A 20360-nucleotide genomic window follows, 5' to 3' on the forward strand; every position below is an offset into this window, starting at 1 on the left:
GATGAAACTCATTATTTTACACGGTCTAGGTCAAACGGTAGCTCGTTATGATAACTTGAGAAGCTATTTGACCGATGTTGAGGTTGATGTGTTGGAATTGCCCAAGGCGGATACTTTTGAGCATTTACGTGGTCTATTGTTGGATAGGTTGCAACAGGAAAGTAGTCCCTTTGTACTTTTTGGCTTATCTTTAGGTGGTGTATTAGCCTTGGCCTTGGCTAATCATTTGCCACTTTGTCAGGGGATTATTGTTTCAGGTGCCCAGTATCGCTTAGAAGGAAATTGGCTATTTAGTCTTCAAATAGGAATCATGTCCTTGTTCCCCAAATCTTTCTATCATAAGCGAGAGCTAGATAAGGAGCAGTTGTTGTCCTTACAGAAAAGTATGCGTTATCTTGATTTGACAACAGAAGTTAGTCGTATTATCTTATCTACCTTGCTGATTTGCGGGGCAAAGGACAAACCTAATCTGAAACCTGCTAATGAATTGAACAAATTAATACCACAGGCTGAGCTAGTTATCATCGAAGATGGAGGACATGAATTAAATGTTCATAAACCAGCGGAATTGGCTCAAGCTATCAAGCAATTTTTTAAGAGGAATTTTTAATGAACACCATTGACCTAAATCTGCCTGTTGCAGAGATTATCAACCAGCACCCAGAAGTCAAGGACATTCTGGTAGAACTTGGTTTCAAGCCCTTGGCTAATCCAGCTATGCTCAACACTGTTGGTAAGGTGACCAGTCTGAAGACAGGCTCTAAGATGACCAAGATTCCGTTAGACCGCATTCAACAGGTCTTGGAATGCAACGGCTATGAGGTAATAGGAGGAGAAGCATGACAGACCAACGGATTGACATTTTGAAGAATATTCTCTTGGACCTGCACAATGGTGCCAGCCCAGAGTCTGTTCAGGACCAGTTTAATCAGCATTTCACGGGAGTTTCTGCCCTGGAAATCTCCATGATGGAGCATGAACTCATGTCCAGTGACACGGGCATCACTTTTGAAGACGTCATGAACCTTTGCAATATCCACGCCAACCTCTTCAAAGGAGCCATTGCAGATGTGGAAGTGGCGGATATGGACCAGGAAGGGCACCCAGTCTATGTCTTCAAGCAGGAAAACCTGGCACTGCGGGCAGCTCTCTTACGCATCCGTCGTATCATTGACCAGTATGAGCAGACAGAGGATGCGGAGCTGAAAGACCAGCTCCTGCAAGGTTTGACACGCCAGTTTGACCTCTTGGGGCAGTTTGAAAACCACTACATTCGCAAGGAAAAGGTCTTCTTTCCCATTATGGAACACTACGGTCACGATGCACCACCTAAGGTCATGTGGGGTGTGGACGATGAGATTCGCGATCTCTTCAAAACGGCTCGCAAAACCCTTGCAACAGGCGACATAGCAGCAACCAAAGCCCATTTTGAAACCTTTGCCAAGGAATTCGAGGAGATGATTTTTAAGGAAGAGGCCATCCTTCTCATGATTTTGCTGGAGATTTTCACCCAGGATGACTGGCTTCAAGTGGCAGCGGATAGTGAGGCCTACGGCTACGCTATTGTCAAGCCGACAGCCAAGTGGGTGCCCCATCGAGAGGTTTTTGGAGAAATAGCAGAGCAGGAAGCAGATTCTGTTTCTTCGCAGCCAGCAGGACCAAATCAGCAGATTATCGACACGCCAGAAGGCCAGTTTACCATTACCTTCACACCTAAGGAAAGATCAGAAACTGTTCAGGACAGAACCAGTCCGCAGACCTTTGGCAATGGTTATTTATCTGTTGAGCAAGCTAATCTGATCCTCAATCATTTACCGCTGGAACTCACCTTTGTCAACAAGGATGACATTTTCCAATACTACAATGACACCCACCCTGTCGAAGACATGATTTTCAAACGAACGCCAAGCCAGATTGGACGCCATGTGGAGCTCTGCCATCCTCCCAAAATAGTGGATAAGGTCAAGAAGATTTTTGACTTGCTCCGCACAGGGCAAAAAGACCAGGTTACTATGTGGTTCAAGTCCGAGAGCATGGGCAAGTTTGTCTATGTGGTCTATAGGGCTGTCCGCGACAACCAAGGAGAGTTTCAAGGTGTCTTGGAATATGTCCAAGATATCCAGCCATTTTTTGAGATTGACAGCGATTTTCATCGGGATATCTAAATCGTATCGGACCGCCCACAAGTGCGGTTCTTTGTGTTATAATAAAAACATGATTTCAGGAATTATTAATTTAAGAAAAGTAGCGGGGATGACCTCGCACGATGCTGTTTTTAAACTTCGAAAAATTTTAAAGGAAAAAAAGATTGGTCATGGGGGGACACTTGATCCAGATGTGACAGGTGTCTTACCTATTGCAGTTGGGAAAGCGACGCGCGTGATTGAGTATATGACAGAGTCAGGAAAAGTCTACGAGGGAGAAATCACGATTGGTTTTTCTACAACGACAGAAGATGCCTCAGGAGAGGTTGTTGAAATGACCCCTGTTAGTGACTTGAGCGAAACGGCAATTGATGCAGCGATGGCGACTTTTGTGGGAGGCATTACGCAAACTCCTCCGATGTACTCGGCAGTAAAAGTTAATGGTCGAAAGCTTTATGAGTATGCACGTGCTGGTGAGGCAGTTGATAGGCCAGAGCGTCAGGTAACTATCTACGAATTTGTACGTACCTCACCGGTTACTGTAGCGGATGACAAAGCTGTGTTTACTTTCCGAGTAGCCTGTAGCAAAGGGACTTATGTCCGTACCTTATCGGTAGATTTAGGGAAACAATTAGGGTATGCGAGCCATATGTCAGACCTAAAAAGAACTGCTTCAGCAGGGTTGGAACTAGAAGATTCTCTAACCATAGAGCAGATAGAAGAAAAAGTGGCTAAACAAGATTTCTCATTTTTACTTCCAATAGAGTACGGTGTGGGGGATCTTCCTTGTGTTGAATTGACAGAAGAACAGATGACGGAGATTAGTTTTGGTCGCTTCATCCAATTGGACTGTCAAAAAGAGTTAGTAGCAGCTTTTAGAGATGGCAAGGTTTTAGCTATCTTAGAAAAACGTCATCAAGACTATAAACCTAGAAAGGTTCTAGTGTAGAGAGAAGAGTTTTTTTCTTCTCTTTTTTTCTAAGTATGGTAAAATGAATTTATGAAAATATTTCACATTAAAGATGAAAATGACATTCATCAAGAAGAAGAAACGGTCCTAGTTCTGGGATATTTTGATGGCCTTCATCGAGGACATAAGGAACTTTTTGATCAAGCTCGACTCATTGCCGATAAAAAAGGACTTAAAGTGGCAGTTTTAACTTTTCCGGAATCTCCAAAGTTAACATTTGCTCGTTTTGAGCCCGAACTCCTCTTACATATTGTTTCTCCGCAAAAACGTTTGGAGAAATTTGAGGAATACGGAGTTGACTATCTTTATTTTGTTGACTTCACTAGTCAATTTGCTGATGTTAGCTCTGATGATTTCATTCATAAATATATAGAAAGTCTACGTGCTGATACGGTGGTAGCTGGCTTTGATTATCATTTTGGTCATAATCGGACAAGTTGTGCTTATCTCCAACGAAACTTTTCAGGGCGAGTGGTGATTGTTTCTGAGCAAACCTCAGGGAATGAAAAAATTAGTTCTACCCGCATTCGTCAATTGATCAAAAATGGTCAAGTCGCTGAAGCCAATCATCTTTTGGGGTATCACTTTTCAACTCGCGGTATCGTGGTACATGGTGATGCAAGAGGGAGAACGATTGGCTATCCAACAGCGAATTTTTCTCCAATTGATCGAACCTATTTACCAAAAGATGGCGTCTATATTACAGACGTGGTTTTATCAGGAAAGAAATATCGTGCGATGACGAGTGTTGGAAAAAATGTGACTTTTGATGGCACCGAATTGCGACTTGAAGCACATATTTTTGATTTTGAAGGTGATTTATATGGGCACACTATAGAGGTTGTTTGGTTAGATAAAATTCGAGACATGGTAAAATTTAAAGGAATTGATGAGCTAGTGACTCAATTAAAAGCAGATGAGCAACTCGCAAGAAATTACGAAAAAGTATAGCTCAATGACTAAAAAAAAGGTATAATATAAGTAGAGTAGGAAATATTAAAAAGAGGCTCCATTATGATTACCTTATTTTTATCACCCAGCTGCACTAGTTGCCGTAAGGCGAGAGCCTGGTTATCTGCACATGAAGTGCCTTATCAAGAGCATAATATTATTACAAATCCTTTAACACCACAGGAATTGCTGTCCATTTTATCTTTTACAGAAAATGGGACAGAAGATATTATTTCTACGCGTTCAAAGGTTTTTCAAAAATTAGATGTCGATGTTGAGGAGATGTCTGTATCGGAGTTGATCCAGTTGATAGCAGACTATCCAAGTTTATTAAGACGTCCTATTATCATGGATAGTAAGCGCATGCAAATCGGATTTAATGAAGATGAGATTCGTGCCTTTTTATCGCGTGATTACAGAAAACAAGAGTTGCGCCAAGCGACCATTAGAGCCGAAATTGAGGGAAGAGATGAAAGATAATTATTCTTATCCACTTAATTTGTCATGGAGCACTGAGGAAATATCGTCAGTGCTTCATTTTTTGAATCAAGTGGAGTTAGCTTATGAAAAGGGAGTTAGAGCCGAAGAACTTTTAAAAAGCTATCAAATATTCAAAGAAATTGTTAGAAGTAAAGCGGAAGAAAAGCAAATTGATCGGGATTTCAAGAGTGTTTCAGGGTACTCGACCTATCAGGCAGTGAAATGTGCTCAAGAAAAAGGGAAAGGGATGCTGAAACTTGGAGACTAAATTTGAATTTGCAAAAAGCCTAATCAAAGAAGCAGGTGCTTTGGTTAAAGAAAGTATGAAAAACCCTCTAGAGATTGCTAGTAAGAGTCAGTTTGATGATTTGGTAACTAATGTTGATCAAGCTACTCAGCAGTTTTTAGTGGAACAGATAAAGTTATATTATCCCAATGATTTTATCTTAGCAGAAGAAGGTCATCTTCTTCACCCTATTGATGAGGGGAATGTTTGGGTATTAGATCCAATTGATGGTACGGTTAATTTTGTGTCCCAAGGTCAAGATTTTGCGATTATGCTAGCTTATTATGAAGCAGGTGTTGGGCAATTTGGGATTATTTATAACTTAATGGGTGATCAGCTTTATGCAGGTGGTGGGGTATTTCCTGTTACGTTAAATGGTCAGGAGTTATCACCATACAAAGATAAGCCGATTAGTCAGTTTCTTATTGCGGCAAATAGCGGTATGTATGCTCATAATACTATGGGAGTTGGTGAGCTGATTAAACAGAGTTTAGGTCTTCGTGTGTATGGTAGTGCTGGTATTAGTATGAGCCGTGTTTTAGAAGGGAAGTTAATGGCTTACTTCTCTTGTATCTATCCGTGGGATTACGCCGCAGCATCTATTATGGGAGAAAGTCTCGGCTATGTTACACTGACAATGACAGGTGAACATCCTGATTTTCGTACTCGTCAAGCGATTATGTTTGTTCCGAAAGATAAATTGACCTTGATACAGTCTGTGGTGAATGAGCATAGTTAATCTGTTAGATGAAAGAGTGAAATTGTCACCTTAGGAATGAAAGTGTCAATTATCCACTCTCTTTTTTATGAAAAAATATCCAATAAAAAACTATAATGGAGTAAATAATAGAAATAAATGAAGTTACCAGATACATTTATAAAAAAATATCAACAATTATTAGGGAATGAAGCTGAGGCTTTTTTTAAAACATTTGACCAAGAAGCAATCTCAGCCTTTAGAATTAACCCCTTAAAAGCCAATATCAAAAAATTTGATACCCCAATTAACAATATGCCTTGGTCTTATTATGGAAAAGTGTCAGGAAAATCTAGCAATCATGTGACGGGCTTAGTCTATTCCCAAGAACCTGCAGCACAGATGGTTGCCCAGGTTGCCTCACCTAAAAAAGGAATGAAGGTACTAGATTTAGCTGCAGCACCTGGAGGAAAAACCACTCATCTTCTTTCCTATCTAGACAATACAGGGATTTTGGTGAGTAATGAAATCAATCACAAAAGAAGTAAGATTCTAGTTGAAAATGTTGAACGATTTGGTGCAAGAAATGTTGTGATTACTAATGAAAGTGCTACTCGATTAGCTAAAGTCTTTCCAAATTATTTTGATCTCATTGTCTTAGATGCTCCTTGTTCAGGAGAGGGGATGTTTCGTAAGGATCCTGCGGCTATTCAATATTGGAATGAGGATTATCCTAGCCAATGTGCAAAAGTACAACAAGAAATTTTACGAGATGCCTTAGATATGTTAGCACCGGGAGGGAGTATCGTTTATTCCACATGTACTTGGTCACCAGAAGAAAATGAAGATATTGTCCGTTGGCTTATGGAAATTGATCATAACTTAAGTTTAGAAATGATTCCTAAAGAAAATGGGATGGTTTCTGGCATTGATATGCCAGAGGTGGCTCGGATGTATCCCCATCGTTTCAAGGGTGAGGGACAATTTGTTGCTAAGTTAAGGGATACACAAACACACCAAACATCTAGTAAGCTAAAGAGTGCTCGAACCAATCTCACTAGAGAACAGGTGCAGTTGTGGGAGGAGTTTTATCGTCGGAAAGTCAATACTGATTTAAGCGGGGTTCTTCAAGTTTTTGGTGAGCAACTTTATTTGTTACCGCATTATCTTCCTGATTTAAGTCAACTTAAAATTGCAAGAAATGGGCTGCATCTTGGAACCTTTAAGAAAAAGCGTTTTGAACCGAGCTTTGCTTTAGGCTTAGCGTTACATCCAGATGAAGTGGATCAAGTGATTGAAATGACTCAAGAGGATTTTAAAAAATATGTTTCAGGACAAACTGTTAGTCTCCCCAAATCCTATGCAAATGATTGGTACTATATCGCAATAGAAGGAAATGGAATAGGATTTGCAAAGGTGGTTGACAAAACCCTAAAGAATGCCTTTCCAAAAGGTTTGCGATTTAGTTAAAAAGTCTTTCCAAAAGTTATTAACTATGGTATAGTGGAAAGTGGAAAGTTGGTTGCTTTTATAGAAGAAACTTTCTAAAAATACTTTCACTTTGAAAGGAAAAATATATTGAAAAAGAAACATAAACTAGCCTTGACGGCTCTTGTTTGTCTATTGGGCATAGGTCTTTCTGCATGTTCCAGTTGGATTGATAAAGGTGAGTCTATTACAGCAGTTGGCTCAACCGCACTCCAGCCTCTTGTTGAAGGAGCGGCCGATGAATTTGCCAGTGCTAATCTTGGAAAAACTATCAATGTCCAAGGTGGAGGATCGGGGACAGGTTTGTCGCAAGTACAATCAGGTGCTGTTCAAATCGGTAATAGTGATTTGTTCGCAGAAGAAAAAGATGGTATTGATGCAGAGGCATTGGTCGATCATCAGGTTGCCGTTGCAGGTCTAGCTGTTATCACAAATAAGAATGTTGATGTATCTGATTTGACCACGGAACAGTTGAGAAAAATTTTTACAGGTGAATACACCAATTGGAAACAAGTTGGTGGGAAAGACTTGGAGATTTCTATTATTAACCGTGCTTCAAGTTCAGGTTCTCGCGCTACCTTCGATAGCATTATTATGGATGGTCAAACAGCCAAACAAAGCCAAGAGCAAGATTCTAACGGTATGGTAAAATCCATTGTATCGCAAACTCCAGGTGCGATTTCTTACTTGTCATTCGCTTATGTTGATGATTCAGTTAAGAGTTTGAAGCTAAATGGTTTTGAACCTACAGCTGAAAATGTGGCAACGAATGATTGGCCAATTTGGTCTTATGAACATATGTACACTAAAGGGGAAGCAACAGGTTTGACAAAAGAATTTTTAGAGTACATGATGAGTGAAGAAATTCAAAAAGGTATTGTGGTAAGTATGGGCTACATTTCAATTCATGATATGAAAGTAACCAAAAGTGCTGACGGTACTGTGACAAAAAAATAATAAAGAACTATTCACTTGAATAGTTGTGTGAGGAGCAATTGTGAAAAATCAAGAACTTGCAAAAAAATTATTGTCACCTTCAAAAAACTCTCGCTTAGAAAAATTTGGTAAAGCTATAACATTTTTCTGCTTGGCGCTGATTGTTTTTATTGTGGCAATGATTCTTATCTTTGTTGCACAAAAAGGTCTATCGACTTTCTTTGTTGACAAAATTAATCCATTTGATTTCTTATTCGGAAAAGAATGGCAACCTAGTGTGAAAGACGCTTCAGGAAAACCTTATCTTGGTGCCCTTCCAATGATTATGGGTTCTTTCATTGTGACTATTTTATCTGCTTTAATCGCAACACCATTTGCTATCGGTGCGGCAGTCTTTATGACAGAGATTTCACCTAAATATGGTGCTAAAATTCTTCAGCCAGCGGTTGAACTTTTAGTAGGGATCCCATCTGTCGTATATGGATTTATTGGTCTTCAGGTCGTGGTACCGTTTGTCCGATCTATCTTCGGAGGAACTGGTTTTGGTATTTTATCAGGGGTATTTGTACTTTTTGTCATGATCTTACCAACCGTTACCTTTATGACGGTAGATAGTCTTAAGGCTGTTCCTAGACATTATAAGGAAGCCAGTCTAGCAATGGGAGCGACCCGTTGGCAAACTATTTGGCGTGTCATTTTAAATGCAGCTAGACCAGGAATTTTCACAGCAGTCATTTTTGGTATGGCGCGTGCTTTCGGAGAAGCTTTAGCGATTCAAATGGTGGTGGGTAACTCAGCAGTTATCCCAACCTCTCTAACAACGCCAGCAGCAACTTTAACCTCTGTCTTAACGATGGGGATCGGTAATACCGTTATGGGAACAGTTCAAAATAATGTACTTTGGTCTCTGGCCTTGGTTCTCTTGGTGATGAGCTTGGCCTTTAACATGCTAGTAAAAATGATTACAAGAGAAAGAAAGAAAAACTATGCACGCTAAAAAAATAAATAAATTGGCAACCGGTATTTTATATGCCATTGCTACAATTATTGTTACCATTCTGGCCTCTCTCATTCTTTTTATTCTTGTTAGAGGTTTACCTCATGTAAGCTGGTCTTTCCTAACAGGACGTTCCTCTTCTTACCAAGCAGGAGGGGGGATCGGAATCCAACTCTATAATTCCTTCTTCCTTTTAGTCGTAACTCTTTTGATTTCAGTTCCTCTATCAATGGGAGCGGGAATCTATCTTTCAGAGTATGCTAAGAAAGGTCCATTAACCAACTTTATTCGTACTTGTATCGAAATTTTGTCTTCTCTTCCATCAGTTGTTGTGGGGCTATTTGGTTATTTAATCTTTGTTGTACAGTTTGAGTATGGCTTTTCAATTATTTCTGGTGCCCTAGCACTTACTGTCTTTAACCTTCCACAAATGACACGAGGTGTAGAAGATAGTTTACGCACTGTTCATCATACACAACGCGAGGCGGGCTTGGCTTTAGGGTTGTCAAGATGGGAAACAGTAGTTCATGTCGTTATTCCAGAAGCACTTCCAGGTATTGTTACAGGTATTGTCTTGGCTTCTGGACGTATTTTTGGAGAAGCAGCAGCACTGATTTACACAGCAGGTCAATCTGCACCTGCGCTAGATTGGTCTAACTGGAATCTCTTTAGTGTAACAAGCCCAATTTCTATCTTCCGTCAAGCAGAAACACTTGCTGTACACATTTGGAAAGTAAATAGTGAGGGGACAATTCCTGATGCGACGGAGGTTTCTGCTGGAAGTGCTGCGGTTCTATTGATTTTCATTTTAATTTTCAATATTTCTGCACGTCGAATTGGTAGCTTCTTACATAAGAAACTGACATCAGCTTAAACAGAATTTAGATTTTCGAGAAAAAGATAGGCTCTATCTTGCTTAAACAAGGCTTTGATGTCCTACTTTCTTCTCGATTTTTTATTAAAAAGGAGAAACATTGTGGCTGACTATAATTGGAATGAAAGACATATTATTACTTTTCCTGAGGAAAAAGTAGCCCTATCAACGAAAGATTTGCATGTGTATTATGGTGGCAAAGAAGCAATCAAAGGTATAGATATGCAGTTTGAAAAAAATAAGATTACCGCTCTGATTGGACCATCTGGTTGTGGGAAATCAACTTATTTACGGAGTCTTAATCGCATGAATGACACGATTGATATCGCTAAAGTGACAGGTGAAATTTTATATGAAGGTATTGATGTTAATAAACCTGAAATGAATGTCTATGAAGTTCGTAAACATATCGGAATGGTTTTTCAACGCCCTAATCCATTTGCAAAATCTATCTACCGTAATATTACATTTGCTCATGAACGTGCAGGTGTTAAAGATAAAAATATTCTAGATGAGATCGTTGAGACTTCTTTAAAACAAGCGGCCCTGTGGGATCAAGTGAAGGATAACTTGCATAAATCAGCATTTACTTTATCAGGCGGTCAGCAACAAAAATTATGTATTGCTCGAGCTATTGCAGTAAAACCTGATATTCTATTGATGGATGAGCCAGCTTCAAACTTAGATCCGATTGCTACAATGCAACTTGAGGAGACAATGTTTGATCTTAAAGAAAATTATACGATTATTATAGTAACCCATAATATGCAGCAAGCAGCTCGTGCTAGTGATTATACTGCGTTCTTTTATTTGGGAGACCTGATTGAATACGATAAAACAACCAATATCTTCCAAAATGCTAAACTACAATCAACAAACGATTATGTTTCAGGACGTTTTGGTTAGAGAGGAACAATATGACAGAACCTATTATTAGTGTCAGAGATTTATCTGTGTACTATAAAAAGAAAAAAGCATTAAATACAGTTTCTTTGGACATTTATCCAAATGAAATTATTTCTTTAATTGGACCTTCAGGTTCCGGAAAATCCACACTTTTGCGATCTATTAATCGTATGAATGATCTTAATCCAGAAGCGACCTTAACAGGTTCAATTGTTTATAATGGACATAATATTTATAGTCCACGCACAGATACTGTTGATTTACGAAAAGAAATCGGTATGGTATTCCAACAACCCAATCCTTTTCCGATGTCCATATATGAAAATGTTGTTTACGGCCTTCGCCTAAAGGGGATTAAAGATAAGGCAATTCTAGATGAAGCTGTTGAAACCTCATTGCAGGGCGCGTCTATTTGGGATGAAGTGAAAGATCGTTTGTATGATTCAGCACTTGGATTATCTGGTGGTCAACAACAACGTGTTTGTATTGCTCGTACTTTAGCCACCAGTCCAAAGGTTATTTTACTTGATGAACCAACGTCTGCCTTGGATCCTATTTCAGCAGGAAAAATTGAAGACACACTGTATAGCTTGAAAGATGACTATACATTGATTATTGTGACGCGATCTATGCAGCAAGCCTCACGTATCTCGAAACGAACTGCCTTTTTCCTTGATGGAAATTTGGTAGAATACGGTGATACTAAAGACATGTTCTTAAATCCTAAACATAAGGAAACAGAAGATTATATTACAGGTAAGTTTGGATAGAAAAGATAAAGGAAGAGAAAGAAGATGTTAAGAACACAATTTGAAGAAGAATTAGATAAATTACATAATCAATTTTATGTGATGGGAACTGAGGTACTCTCACAATTTAAAAAATCTTTGCGTAGCTTTGTAACACATGATCGTGATTTGGCAAATGAAGTGATTGCAAATGATGAAAAGATTAATGAGTATGAAGTAAAACTTGAGAAAAAATCGCTTGAAATTATTGCTCTACAGCAGCCTGTTTCACATGATTTACGTACTGTTATTACTGTATTAAAGGCATCTAGTGATATTGAGCGTATGGGAGATCATGCAGTATCAATGGCACATGCGACTATCAGTACCAAAGGTGAGGAACGTCTTCCTGAAGTAGAGAAAGAAATTGCAAAAATGGGTGCAGCCGTTAAAGTGATGATTGAAGAAGCGCTTAATGCTTATATTCATGCTGATGAAGCTAAAGCACGTGAAATTGCAGCATCTGATGACAATATTGATGTTTATTTCCGTGAAATTCAATCTCTGACCGTTGAAGAAATTAAAAAGAACCCTGATGCTATTGTTACTGGGAAAGATTACTTCCAAGTAATCATGTACTTAGAACGTATTGGTGATTATGCTCGTAATATTTGTGAGTGGGTAGTTTATCTTAAAACTGGAAAAATTATTGAATTATAATTTTTTAGAAAATAGCTCAGGGATAAAGGGAGAATTATGGAAACAGTTGAACAGTTTATCGAAAAGTTTATTCCAGAAAATTATAATATCTTCTTAGATATTAATCGATCTGAAAAAACATTTGTTGGAAATGTGGCTATTTCAGGGGAGGCTTTGGATAACCACATTTCACTTCATCAGAAAAATTTACGGATAGATTCTGTAAAATTAGATAATCAAGAGCTCTCTTATCGATTGGATGATGCTAATGAAGCGCTCCATATCGATTTACCTGAAACGGGGACCATGACTTTGATTCTTGAATTTGCAGGTAAGATTACAGATAATATGACTGGGATTTATCCGTCTTATTATACTGTTGAGGGTAGAAAAAAAGAAGTGATTTCTACACAATTTGAAAGTCATTTTGCACGTGAAGCCTTTCCATCGATAGACGAGCCAGAGGCTAAGGCAACTTTTGATTTATCTATCAAATTTGATCAAGAAGAAAATGAAATTGTTTTATCCAATATGCCAGAGATCAATCAAGATTTACGAAAAGAAACAGGTGTATGGACCTTTAAAACAACACCTAGAATGTCTTCTTATCTACTGGCTTTTGCAATAGGAGATTTACAGGGCAAAACTGCTAAGACACAAAATGGAACAGAAGTTGGTATTTTTTCAACAAAAGCTCATCCATTAAGTTCTCTTGATTTTTCTTTGGATATTGCAGTACGCATTATCGAGTTTTATGAATCCTATTACGGAGTAAAATATCCAATTCCTTTGTCTTATCATGTGGCTTTACCTGACTTTTCAGCAGGAGCTATGGAGAACTGGGGACTTGTAACTTATCGCGAAGTTTATTTATTGGTGGATGAAAATTCAACAGCCCTTAGTCGTCAGCAAGTTGCTTTAGTCGTTGCCCATGAGTTGGCTCATCAATGGTTTGGGAATCTCGTTACCATGAAATGGTGGGATGACTTGTGGCTGAATGAAAGTTTCGCTAATATGATGGAATATGTCTCCCTTGACGCTATTGAGCCGAGCTGGAATATCTTTGAAGATTTTCAAACAACAGGTGTTCCTTTGGCTTTGCAAAGAGATGCGACTGATGGTGTTCAATCGGTTCATGTAACAGTTAATCACCCTGATGAAATCAATACCTTATTTGATCCTGCTATTGTTTACGCAAAAGGTAGTCGCCTAATGCATATGTTACGTCGTTGGTTGGGAGATAAGGATTTTGCTTCTGGCTTAAATCGCTATTTTGAAACCTTCCAATATGGTAATACGGTAGGTCGAGATTTATGGAAAACCTTATCAGATGCAAGTGGTAAAAATGTTGCTAATTTTATGGATGCTTGGTTGGAACAGCCAGGTTATCCTGTAGTAACAGCATGTGTTGAAAATGATACTTTAATTTTGACCCAAAAGCAATTCTTTATTGGTGAGCATGAGGATAAGGGAAGAATTTGGCAAATTCCACTTAACAGTAATTGGGAAGGTATCCCAGATTTGTTAACTACGGAACGCTTAGAAATCCCTAACTTCTCTCAGTTAGCTACAGTAAATAAATCAGCTTTTCGTTTAAATACAGAAAATACAGCACATTATATCACGAATTATGAGGGTATCTTATTAGATGATGTGATGGCCAATCTTCATGACCTAGATAAAACATCAAAACTGCAACTTATCCAAGATAGACGCCTTCTGGCTGAATCTGGTCAGATTTCTTATGCGGAACTAATTCCTTTACTATTAAAATTAAAAGATGAAACCTCTCATATGGTTGTTACCGCAATGGTACAAGTAACGAATGGTTTATCTAAATTTATTGATGAAGGAACAGTAGCAGCAGAGGATTTCAAGGCCCTAATAGAAGCCATTCATGCTTATAATTTTGAACGTCTAGGATTTGAAAAAATATCTGGCGAATCAGATGAAGACGAGTTTGTCCGTCAAAGTGTTTTAAATGCGATGATTTACGCAGAAAACACTATGGCGGTAGATAAAGCTAAGATAATTTTTGAGGAGTATAAAGAAGATATTGAGTCTATCCCAGCTTCTATTCGATTATATATCTTGATTAACCAAATTCGCCAATTTGAATCTGAAGAGCTTGTGAAACTTTATTTAGATACTTATGTTAAAACGAATAATGGTGTTTTCCGTCGTCAATTAGCTCAAGCACTCTCCTATACACGAGATGCTAAAAATCTCCAGTATTTACTTGATGGATTGAAGGATAAAGATATTGTTAAACCACAAGATCTTGCGATGAGTTGGTATCACCCACTCTTATCCAGAAACTTTACACAAGAAGTTACTTGGACTTGGGCTCGTGAAAATTGGGAGTGGATCAAAGCTACTTTAGGTGGCGACATGAGTTTTGATAAATTTGTTATCTATCCTGCAAATATTTTTAAAACAGAGAAGCGTTTAGAGGAGTATAAAGCCTTCTTTGAGCCACAGCTCAATGACTTATCTATTAGTCGAAATATTATGATGGGAATAAAAGAAATTTCAGCACGAATTAACTTAATTTCTAGAGAAAAAGAGTTGGTTGAGGAAAAACTTTCAAATGTGTTGAAAAAATAGAATTCTTTTAGGAGTTATTTACTTTTGCTCTATCTCTAACACCTCAAAAGAGAGTCCAGACTCTTTTGAGGTGTTTTTCTATAAGATGAGTTTTTTATCCAAAAACCAATTGCTTAGGAGTCTTAAGTTAGTCTTAAGCTAAAAAGACTAAACTATATGTATAAAAAATAAGTTTTTAAATTGAGTAAAAAAGAATAGACAAAAGTAAAAGTGCTAGTTAATCCATGTTATAATGGAACAAAAAGGAGAAGTGCGATGATTAAAATTTTATTGGTTGAAGATGATCTAGGTTTATCAAATTCTGTTTTTGATTTCTTGGATGATTTTGCAGATGTTATGCAAGTTTTTGATGGTGATGAAGGACTATATGAGGCAGAAAGTGGTGTTTATGATCTTATCTTATTGGATTTAATGCTTCCTGAAAAAGATGGTTTTCAAGTTTTGAAAGAGCTTCGTGATAAGGGAGTGACAACACCTGTTTTAATTATGACAGCTAAAGAAAGCTTGGATGATAAAGGGCATGGCTTTGAATTAGGTGCAGATGATTACCTCACTAAGCCATTTTATTTGGAAGAGTTGAAAATGCGTATTCAAGCATTATTAAAGCGTTCAGGGAAATTAAACGATAACACCTTAACTTACGGGGAAATTAGTGTTAACACCTCTACTAACACCACTACTGTTAATGGTTTAGAAGTTGAATTATTAGGGAAAGAATTTGATTTACTTGTTTATTTCCTTCAGAATCAGAATGTTATTTTACCCAAAACTCAGATTTTTGATCGTATCTAGGGCTTTGATAGTGATACCACATTATCAGTGGTAGAGGTTTATGTATCTAAAATACGTAAAAAATTAAAAGGAACTGCTTTTGTAAACAATATGCAGACATTACGCAGTGTAGGGTATATTTTAAAAGATGCTGAGTAAATTAAGAAAAAAATCCAAAACAGAAAATTTTTCTTTTTTCCTTCAATTCTTTACCGTATTTACAGGTATTTTTATTGTAATGACGGTTATCATCTTACAAGTTATGCGGGTAGGGCTTTATTCTTCAGTAGATAATAAATTGATACGGACCGCAAGAGAGATTGACCAGTATGTTACATGGGTAATGGAGATGCCAGGTAATCCAGGAGGAGAGGATACTCAAGCAACAGATGATAATTCAGATCATCCGATGATAGAAGCTGTGCCAACGGAAAAATTAGCGGCTAATACCACTTTTATTCTTTATGATAAAGATGGGAATATCCTTAATAACATTGCTAGTTTATCTACGTTAAGTAATTTGAAGTTGAAAACTAAAAATTTAAACAGTGTCTACTCAGATAGCCCTAAAAATGACTTGGGCTACTCAGAATCTTTCCATCTGGTTACAGTAAAAGTAGAAAGTTCAACTTATACCGAACTAAAATATGCAACAGTAGCCGTCAATGTGACTCAAATCGAGGAATCGACAGCACGCTATTCTACGATTATTGTTAGCGTGATGATTATTTTCTGGTTTCTTTCAGTTGGTGCTAGTGTTTATCTTGCACGATGGAGTATGAGGCCTATTCTAGCCAACTATGAAAAGCAAAAATCTTTTGTCGAAAACGCTAGTCATGAATTGCGTACACCGTTAGCTGTTCTACAAAATAGATTAGAAAGCTTGTTTAGGCAACCTAATGCTACTGTTTTAGAACAATCAGAAAACATAGCAGCAAGTCTAGATGAAGTGAGAAATATGAGAATTTTAACAACAAATCTCTTGAACTTAGCTAGACGTGATGATGGTATAAAACCAGAGCTAACAGAAGTACAACCTAGTTTCTTTGATGATGTTTTTGAAAATTATACTTTAATCGCTGAAGAAAACGATAAAATTTTTACCTATCAAAATCAAGTGACAAGGTCATTTAAAACCGATAAAACGTTATTAAAACAATTGATGACCATATTATTTGATAATGCTATTAAATACACGGAAGATTCAGGGATCATTGATTTTAAGGTGAGAAGTACGGATAAAAATATCTATTTGACTATCAGTGATAATGGTTTTGGGATTTCAGATGAGGATAAAAAGCAAATTTTTGACCGATTCTATCGTGTTGATAAGGCTAGAACAAGACAAAAAGGAGGTTTTGGTTTAGGTTTGTCTTTGGCTAAACAAATAGTCGATTCTTTAAAAGGAAGTATTCACGTTAAAGACAATCGACCTAAAGGAACTATTTTTGAAGTAAAACTATAATAAAATGACTCTATGATTACTTTGAGAGAGATCTCTTAGAAATCATAGAGTCATTTTTATATGGTAACATCTGTTTAGAAAGCAAAAAAGAGAAGACTGAATCAATCTTCTCCATATGACTTTTAGATAAAAAAAGCCTTTTTATTTAGCAATTTTTGCTGAAAGACGTGCTTTATCACGACCAGCTTTGTTTTTGTGAATCAAACCTTTTGTTTCTGCTTTATCGATAGCTGAGCTAGCAGCACGGAAAAGCTCTTCAGTTGGATTTGCTTCAAATGCTTTGATTGCAGTACGCATAGCTGATTTTTGAGCTGAGTTCTTTTCGTTTTGTTTAACGTTAAGTTCAGCACGTTTGATAGCTGATTTAATATTTGCCAATGTTTTCACCTCCATCTCATACTAACTATCTCATTATATAGGAAAAAATTGGTTTTGACAAGCCTAAATCACTTTTTAAGGTAAATTTTGTCTATTTTATGGTGAGGATCCTTGTGTAAAATGAGATCAGCGCGATTTCGCGTAGGTTTAATATAGTCTCTGAGGTTAATCAGATTAATATTTTTCCATGTGCTTTTGGCGATAGCTAGAGACTCAGATCGTGGAAGGTTATTGAATCTATTATAGTAATTGTTGGGATTTTGCTTAGCTAGTGAGAGTAAACTTTCAAATCGTTCTAGATACCATTTCTCAATATGCTTTTCATCTGCATCAATGTAGATTGAAAAATCAAAATAGCCATTGATATAAAGATGATCATTTTGAGGATTTTGGAAAACATTTATTCCTTCAATGATAAGAAAATCGGGAGAAGTGATATGTTGGAGTTGATTTGGAATAATATCATAAATTTCATGCGAATAAATCGGAATATCATAATCTTTTCCATCTTTTATGGCCTCGATCATTTTAACTAGTGCAGGCATATCATAGCTTTCAGGAAATCCCTTTTTTTGAAGTAGTTGTTCTTTTTTTAATTTTTTATTAGGGAATAGGAAGCCATCCGTTGTCATCAGCTCAACCTTGCTATTTTTATAGGTTCGTGTTAAAAGAAGCTGTAGCAAACGACTGGTTGTAGATTTTCCGACTGCTACACTGCCAGATACCCCGATGATGAAAGGGCGTTTTTCAGGTTTATTTTGAAGAAAGAGGCTTTTTGAAAAGTCTAAGTGATCAGATGAATGCTTATAAATATCAATCAAATTGATCAAGGGGAGATAAATATCTGTGACGTCTTGAATGCTAATTTTATCATTTAAACTTTTGATAGAATCTAATTCATCTTGTGAAAGAGGAGGAGTGCTTAAGTGACCAAGACCTTGCCATTTTTGACGTGAAATTTGTTTAAAGTTTGTTAAATCATACATTATAGAAAACTCCTATCTAGAGGATTATAACATGTTTGCTTCTAATTTGTAACCATTTTCATTGAAGAAAAAGTATGCTATAATGAATAAGCAAAAGTTCTAAAAGATGATAGGAAAAAATATGTCAAAAATGTATTACGCAGAAAACCCAGATGCAGCACATGATATTCATGAGTTAAGAGTTAATCTTTTAGGTGATTGGTTTACTTTTTTTACAGATTCTGGCGTTTTTAGCAAAAAAATGATTGATTACGGAAGTCAAGTTCTTCTAAATGCTTTAGAGGTCGAAGAAGGAGGACGATTATTAGATGTCGGCTGTGGTTATGGTCCGCTAGGGATTGCTTTGGCAAAAACTAAAGGATTAGATGTGACGATGGTGGATGTTAACCATAGAGCTTTAGATTTGGCGAAAAAAAATGCTGAAAAAAACCATGTGTCAGCAAACATTTTTCAATCAAGTGTTTACGATAATGTTGAGGGGGAATTTGATTATATTATTAGTAACCCTCCTATTAGAGCTGGAAAAGAAATTGTCCACCGCATTATATCAGAAAGCGTTAACCATTTAGTAGTTGGAGGGGCTTTGACTATTGTCATTCAAAAAAAACAAGGAGCACCGAGTGCCAAAGCTAAGATGGAAGAAGTTTTTGGAAATGTAGAGACTGTCAAAAAAGACAAGGGATATTACATCCTTAGAAGTGAGAGAATATGAGAGCAGTAGATTTAATCCAAAAGAAACGCGATGGTCTTGAATTATCGACCGAAGAAATTCATTGGCTAGTCAGCGGTTATGTTGCAGGCAGTGTACCGGATTATCAAATGTCAGCCTTAGCGATGGCGATTTATTTTAAAGGAATGTCTATGAGAGAGACGAGAGACCTCACTATGGCTATGGTTGGCACTGGTGAGCAGATGGACTTGTCAGCTATCAATGGTATCAAGACTGATAAACACTCTACTGGCGGTGTAGGTGATAAAGTGACATTAATCTTGGCCCCTCTTGTGGCTAGTTTCGGTGTCCCTGTTGCGAAGATGAGTGGTAGAGGACTGGGACATACAGGTGGCACTTTAGATAAATTGGAGTCCATCAAAGGTTATCAGATTGAACGAACTAAGACAGAGTTTATCCAGCAAGTTCAAGAAATAGGGTTGTCTGTAATAGGACAGTCCGATCGAATGGTCAAGGCAGATAAGCAACTTTATGCTCTTAGAGATGTGACTGCGACGGTAGATAGTATTCCTTTGATTGCCAGTTCAGTAATGAGTAAAAAAATAGCAGCAGGTGCAGACGCCATTTTATTAGATGTGACAGTTGGTGACGGTGCTTTTATGAAAACTGAGGAGGAAGCAATTCAACTCTCTGAAACAATGGTTTCCTTAGGAAAAGAAATTGGACGTCAGACAGTTGCAGTTATTACTAATATGAGCCAACCACTAGGAAGAGCTATTGGGAATCGTTTAGAGGTTCTGGAAGCTATTGACATCATGAAGGGTGAGGGGCGCTCTGATATCACAGATTTTATTTGTGAACTAGCGCAAATGATGTTGGAATTAGCAGGAGTGCAAAAATCACTAGTTGAAATTAGAGAAAAGTTGACTAATGGTGAGGCGCTAGAAAAATTTGAGGCAATGATTCAGGCGCAAGGAGGAGATATAGTCGATTTATATCGACCAGTCCAAGTCAAATATGTAGTTGAAGTCAAAGCAGAACAAGATGGTTATGTGTCTGCTCTCCCAGCTTTAGAGTTTGGTTTATTTGCGATGAAATTAGGGGCAGGTAGAGCAATCAAGACAGATGCTTTAGATTATGAAAGTGGAATTGTTTTTGATAAAAAAGTCGGGGATAAGATTAAAAAAGGTGACACCCTTGCAAAAATTTACTCAAATCAAAAAATTACTGAAAATCTGCTTACAGAATTCAAAAAAAATGTTAGAATAAGTAATGAGAGGATTATTCAGAAAGAAATTCTGAAAATAATCAATTAGAAAGAAGGTCA

At 37.4% G+C, this 20360-nt stretch carries 21 protein-coding genes and 1 pseudogene; 20 read left to right on the plus strand and 2 right to left on the minus strand.

Annotated elements, in window-relative coordinates:
* The first annotated feature begins 1 nt into the window (after position 1).
* The 18 genes and pseudogenes from ACEE75_RS04815 to ACEE75_RS04900 all read left to right on the plus strand — a co-directional run bounded on the left by ACEE75_RS04815 (position 2) and on the right by ACEE75_RS04900 (position 16999).
* On the plus strand, positions 2–610 hold the full coding sequence (locus ACEE75_RS04815; RefSeq protein WP_447575486.1) for an alpha/beta fold hydrolase: 609 nt from the start codon (positions 2–4) through the stop codon (positions 608–610).
* Entirely contained in the window at positions 610–843 is a 234-nt protein-coding gene (locus tag ACEE75_RS04820) for a DUF1858 domain-containing protein (protein WP_012027094.1), read from the plus strand. Before ACEE75_RS04815 ends, ACEE75_RS04820 begins: the two co-directional genes overlap by 1 nt.
* Positions 840–2165, plus strand: coding sequence for a DUF438 domain-containing protein (locus ACEE75_RS04825; protein ID WP_449164834.1), 1326 nt, complete (start codon positions 840–842; stop codon positions 2163–2165). The genes ACEE75_RS04820 and ACEE75_RS04825 overlap by 4 nt, the downstream gene beginning before the upstream one ends.
* Before the next feature lie 49 nt (positions 2166–2214).
* A complete protein-coding gene (truB, locus tag ACEE75_RS04830; protein WP_447575111.1) occupies positions 2215–3093 on the plus strand; it encodes a tRNA pseudouridine(55) synthase TruB in 879 nt (292 codons plus the stop codon).
* A 51-nt stretch (positions 3094–3144) separates the two neighbouring features.
* Positions 3145–4065 carry a bifunctional riboflavin kinase/FAD synthetase gene (locus ACEE75_RS04835; protein ID WP_447575113.1) on the plus strand — a complete coding sequence of 307 codons (921 nt, stop codon included), beginning with the start codon at positions 3145–3147 and terminating at the stop codon, positions 4063–4065.
* 63 nt (positions 4066–4128) lie between these two features.
* The gene (locus ACEE75_RS04840; protein ID WP_354369041.1) at positions 4129–4545 is read left to right on the plus strand and encodes a Spx/MgsR family RNA polymerase-binding regulatory protein; all 417 of its coding nucleotides are present in this window, start codon (positions 4129–4131) and stop codon (positions 4543–4545) included.
* The gene (locus tag ACEE75_RS04845; protein WP_447575115.1) at positions 4535–4813 is read left to right on the plus strand and encodes a UPF0223 family protein; all 279 of its coding nucleotides are present in this window, start codon (positions 4535–4537) and stop codon (positions 4811–4813) included. Before ACEE75_RS04840 ends, ACEE75_RS04845 begins: the two co-directional genes overlap by 11 nt.
* The gene (locus tag ACEE75_RS04850) at positions 4803–5570 is read left to right on the plus strand and encodes an inositol monophosphatase family protein (RefSeq protein ID WP_447575117.1); all 768 of its coding nucleotides are present in this window, start codon (positions 4803–4805) and stop codon (positions 5568–5570) included. The genes ACEE75_RS04845 and ACEE75_RS04850 overlap by 11 nt, the downstream gene beginning before the upstream one ends.
* 117 nt (positions 5571–5687) lie before the next feature.
* Positions 5688–6998, plus strand: coding sequence for an RsmF rRNA methyltransferase first C-terminal domain-containing protein (locus ACEE75_RS04855; protein WP_447575119.1), 1311 nt, complete (start codon positions 5688–5690; stop codon positions 6996–6998).
* Positions 6999–7106: 108 nt separating this feature from the next.
* Complete coding sequence (locus ACEE75_RS04860) at positions 7107–7973, plus strand: phosphate ABC transporter substrate-binding protein PstS family protein (protein WP_447575121.1); 867 nt, start codon at positions 7107–7109, stop codon at positions 7971–7973.
* Between the two features lie 40 nt (positions 7974–8013).
* Entirely contained in the window at positions 8014–8949 is a 936-nt protein-coding gene (gene pstC / locus ACEE75_RS04865; protein ID WP_354369031.1) for a phosphate ABC transporter permease subunit PstC, read from the plus strand.
* Positions 8939–9823, plus strand: a complete 885-nt coding sequence (gene pstA / locus ACEE75_RS04870) for a phosphate ABC transporter permease PstA (protein WP_427894074.1) — start codon at positions 8939–8941, stop codon at positions 9821–9823. The genes pstC and pstA overlap by 11 nt, the downstream gene beginning before the upstream one ends.
* Positions 9824–9925: 102 nt before the next feature.
* Positions 9926–10729 carry a phosphate ABC transporter ATP-binding protein PstB gene (pstB, locus tag ACEE75_RS04875; RefSeq protein ID WP_427894073.1) on the plus strand — a complete coding sequence of 268 codons (804 nt, stop codon included), beginning with the start codon at positions 9926–9928 and terminating at the stop codon, positions 10727–10729.
* A gap of 11 nt (positions 10730–10740) precedes the next feature.
* Positions 10741–11499 carry a phosphate ABC transporter ATP-binding protein PstB gene (gene pstB, locus ACEE75_RS04880; protein WP_447575124.1) on the plus strand — a complete coding sequence of 253 codons (759 nt, stop codon included), beginning with the start codon at positions 10741–10743 and terminating at the stop codon, positions 11497–11499.
* 24 nt (positions 11500–11523) lie between these two features.
* The gene (phoU, locus tag ACEE75_RS04885) at positions 11524–12177 is read left to right on the plus strand and encodes a phosphate signaling complex protein PhoU (protein WP_447575126.1); all 654 of its coding nucleotides are present in this window, start codon (positions 11524–11526) and stop codon (positions 12175–12177) included.
* 36 nt (positions 12178–12213) lie between these two features.
* Positions 12214–14763, plus strand: coding sequence for a M1 family metallopeptidase (locus tag ACEE75_RS04890; protein WP_447575128.1), 2550 nt, complete (start codon positions 12214–12216; stop codon positions 14761–14763).
* 255 nt (positions 14764–15018) lie between these two features.
* A pseudogene (locus ACEE75_RS04895) lies at positions 15019–15693 on the plus strand (response regulator transcription factor).
* Complete coding sequence (locus tag ACEE75_RS04900) at positions 15683–16999, plus strand: sensor histidine kinase (protein WP_427894064.1); 1317 nt, start codon at positions 15683–15685, stop codon at positions 16997–16999. Before ACEE75_RS04895 ends, ACEE75_RS04900 begins: the two are co-directional and overlap by 11 nt.
* Before the next feature lie 141 nt (positions 17000–17140).
* Here ACEE75_RS04900 and rpsT read toward each other — a convergent pair whose 3' ends face one another.
* Both rpsT and coaA read right to left on the minus strand, forming a co-directional pair.
* Positions 17141–17377, minus strand: a complete 237-nt coding sequence (gene rpsT / locus ACEE75_RS04905) for a 30S ribosomal protein S20 (protein WP_354369876.1) — start codon at positions 17375–17377, stop codon at positions 17141–17143.
* A gap of 68 nt (positions 17378–17445) precedes the next feature.
* A complete protein-coding gene (coaA, locus tag ACEE75_RS04910) occupies positions 17446–18366 on the minus strand; it encodes a type I pantothenate kinase (RefSeq protein ID WP_447575167.1) in 921 nt (306 codons plus the stop codon).
* Positions 18367–18484: 118 nt separating this feature from the next.
* Here coaA and ACEE75_RS04915 point away from each other — a divergent pair, with 118 nt between their 5' ends.
* Positions 18485–19075, plus strand: coding sequence for a class I SAM-dependent methyltransferase (locus ACEE75_RS04915; RefSeq protein WP_447575130.1), 591 nt, complete (start codon positions 18485–18487; stop codon positions 19073–19075).
* On the plus strand, positions 19072–20349 hold the full coding sequence (locus ACEE75_RS04920) for a pyrimidine-nucleoside phosphorylase (protein WP_449164833.1): 1278 nt from the start codon (positions 19072–19074) through the stop codon (positions 20347–20349). Before ACEE75_RS04915 ends, ACEE75_RS04920 begins: the two co-directional genes overlap by 4 nt.
* The last annotated feature ends 11 nt before the right edge of the window (positions 20350–20360 follow it).

This window comes from Streptococcus sp. 11273D007BT, assembly GCF_053547195.1.

Coding starts and splice junctions, on each gene's coding strand:
- ACEE75_RS04815 (WP_447575486.1), top strand. CDS start 2: ATGAAACTCATTATTTTACACGGTCTAGGTCAAACGGTAGCTCGTTAT.
- ACEE75_RS04820 (WP_012027094.1), top strand. CDS start 610: ATGAACACCATTGACCTAAATCTGCCTGTTGCAGAGATTATCAACCAG.
- ACEE75_RS04825 (WP_449164834.1), top strand. CDS start 840: ATGACAGACCAACGGATTGACATTTTGAAGAATATTCTCTTGGACCTG.
- truB (WP_447575111.1), top strand. CDS start 2,215: ATGATTTCAGGAATTATTAATTTAAGAAAAGTAGCGGGGATGACCTCG.
- ACEE75_RS04835 (WP_447575113.1), top strand. CDS start 3,145: ATGAAAATATTTCACATTAAAGATGAAAATGACATTCATCAAGAAGAA.
- ACEE75_RS04840 (WP_354369041.1), top strand. CDS start 4,129: ATGATTACCTTATTTTTATCACCCAGCTGCACTAGTTGCCGTAAGGCG.
- ACEE75_RS04845 (WP_447575115.1), top strand. CDS start 4,535: ATGAAAGATAATTATTCTTATCCACTTAATTTGTCATGGAGCACTGAG.
- ACEE75_RS04855 (WP_447575119.1), top strand. CDS start 5,688: ATGAAGTTACCAGATACATTTATAAAAAAATATCAACAATTATTAGGG.
- pstA (WP_427894074.1), top strand. CDS start 8,939: ATGCACGCTAAAAAAATAAATAAATTGGCAACCGGTATTTTATATGCC.
- pstB (WP_447575124.1), top strand. CDS start 10,741: ATGACAGAACCTATTATTAGTGTCAGAGATTTATCTGTGTACTATAAA.
- phoU (WP_447575126.1), top strand. CDS start 11,524: ATGTTAAGAACACAATTTGAAGAAGAATTAGATAAATTACATAATCAA.
- ACEE75_RS04890 (WP_447575128.1), top strand. CDS start 12,214: ATGGAAACAGTTGAACAGTTTATCGAAAAGTTTATTCCAGAAAATTAT.
- ACEE75_RS04900 (WP_427894064.1), top strand. CDS start 15,683: ATGCTGAGTAAATTAAGAAAAAAATCCAAAACAGAAAATTTTTCTTTT.
- ACEE75_RS04915 (WP_447575130.1), top strand. CDS start 18,485: ATGTCAAAAATGTATTACGCAGAAAACCCAGATGCAGCACATGATATT.
- ACEE75_RS04920 (WP_449164833.1), top strand. CDS start 19,072: ATGAGAGCAGTAGATTTAATCCAAAAGAAACGCGATGGTCTTGAATTA.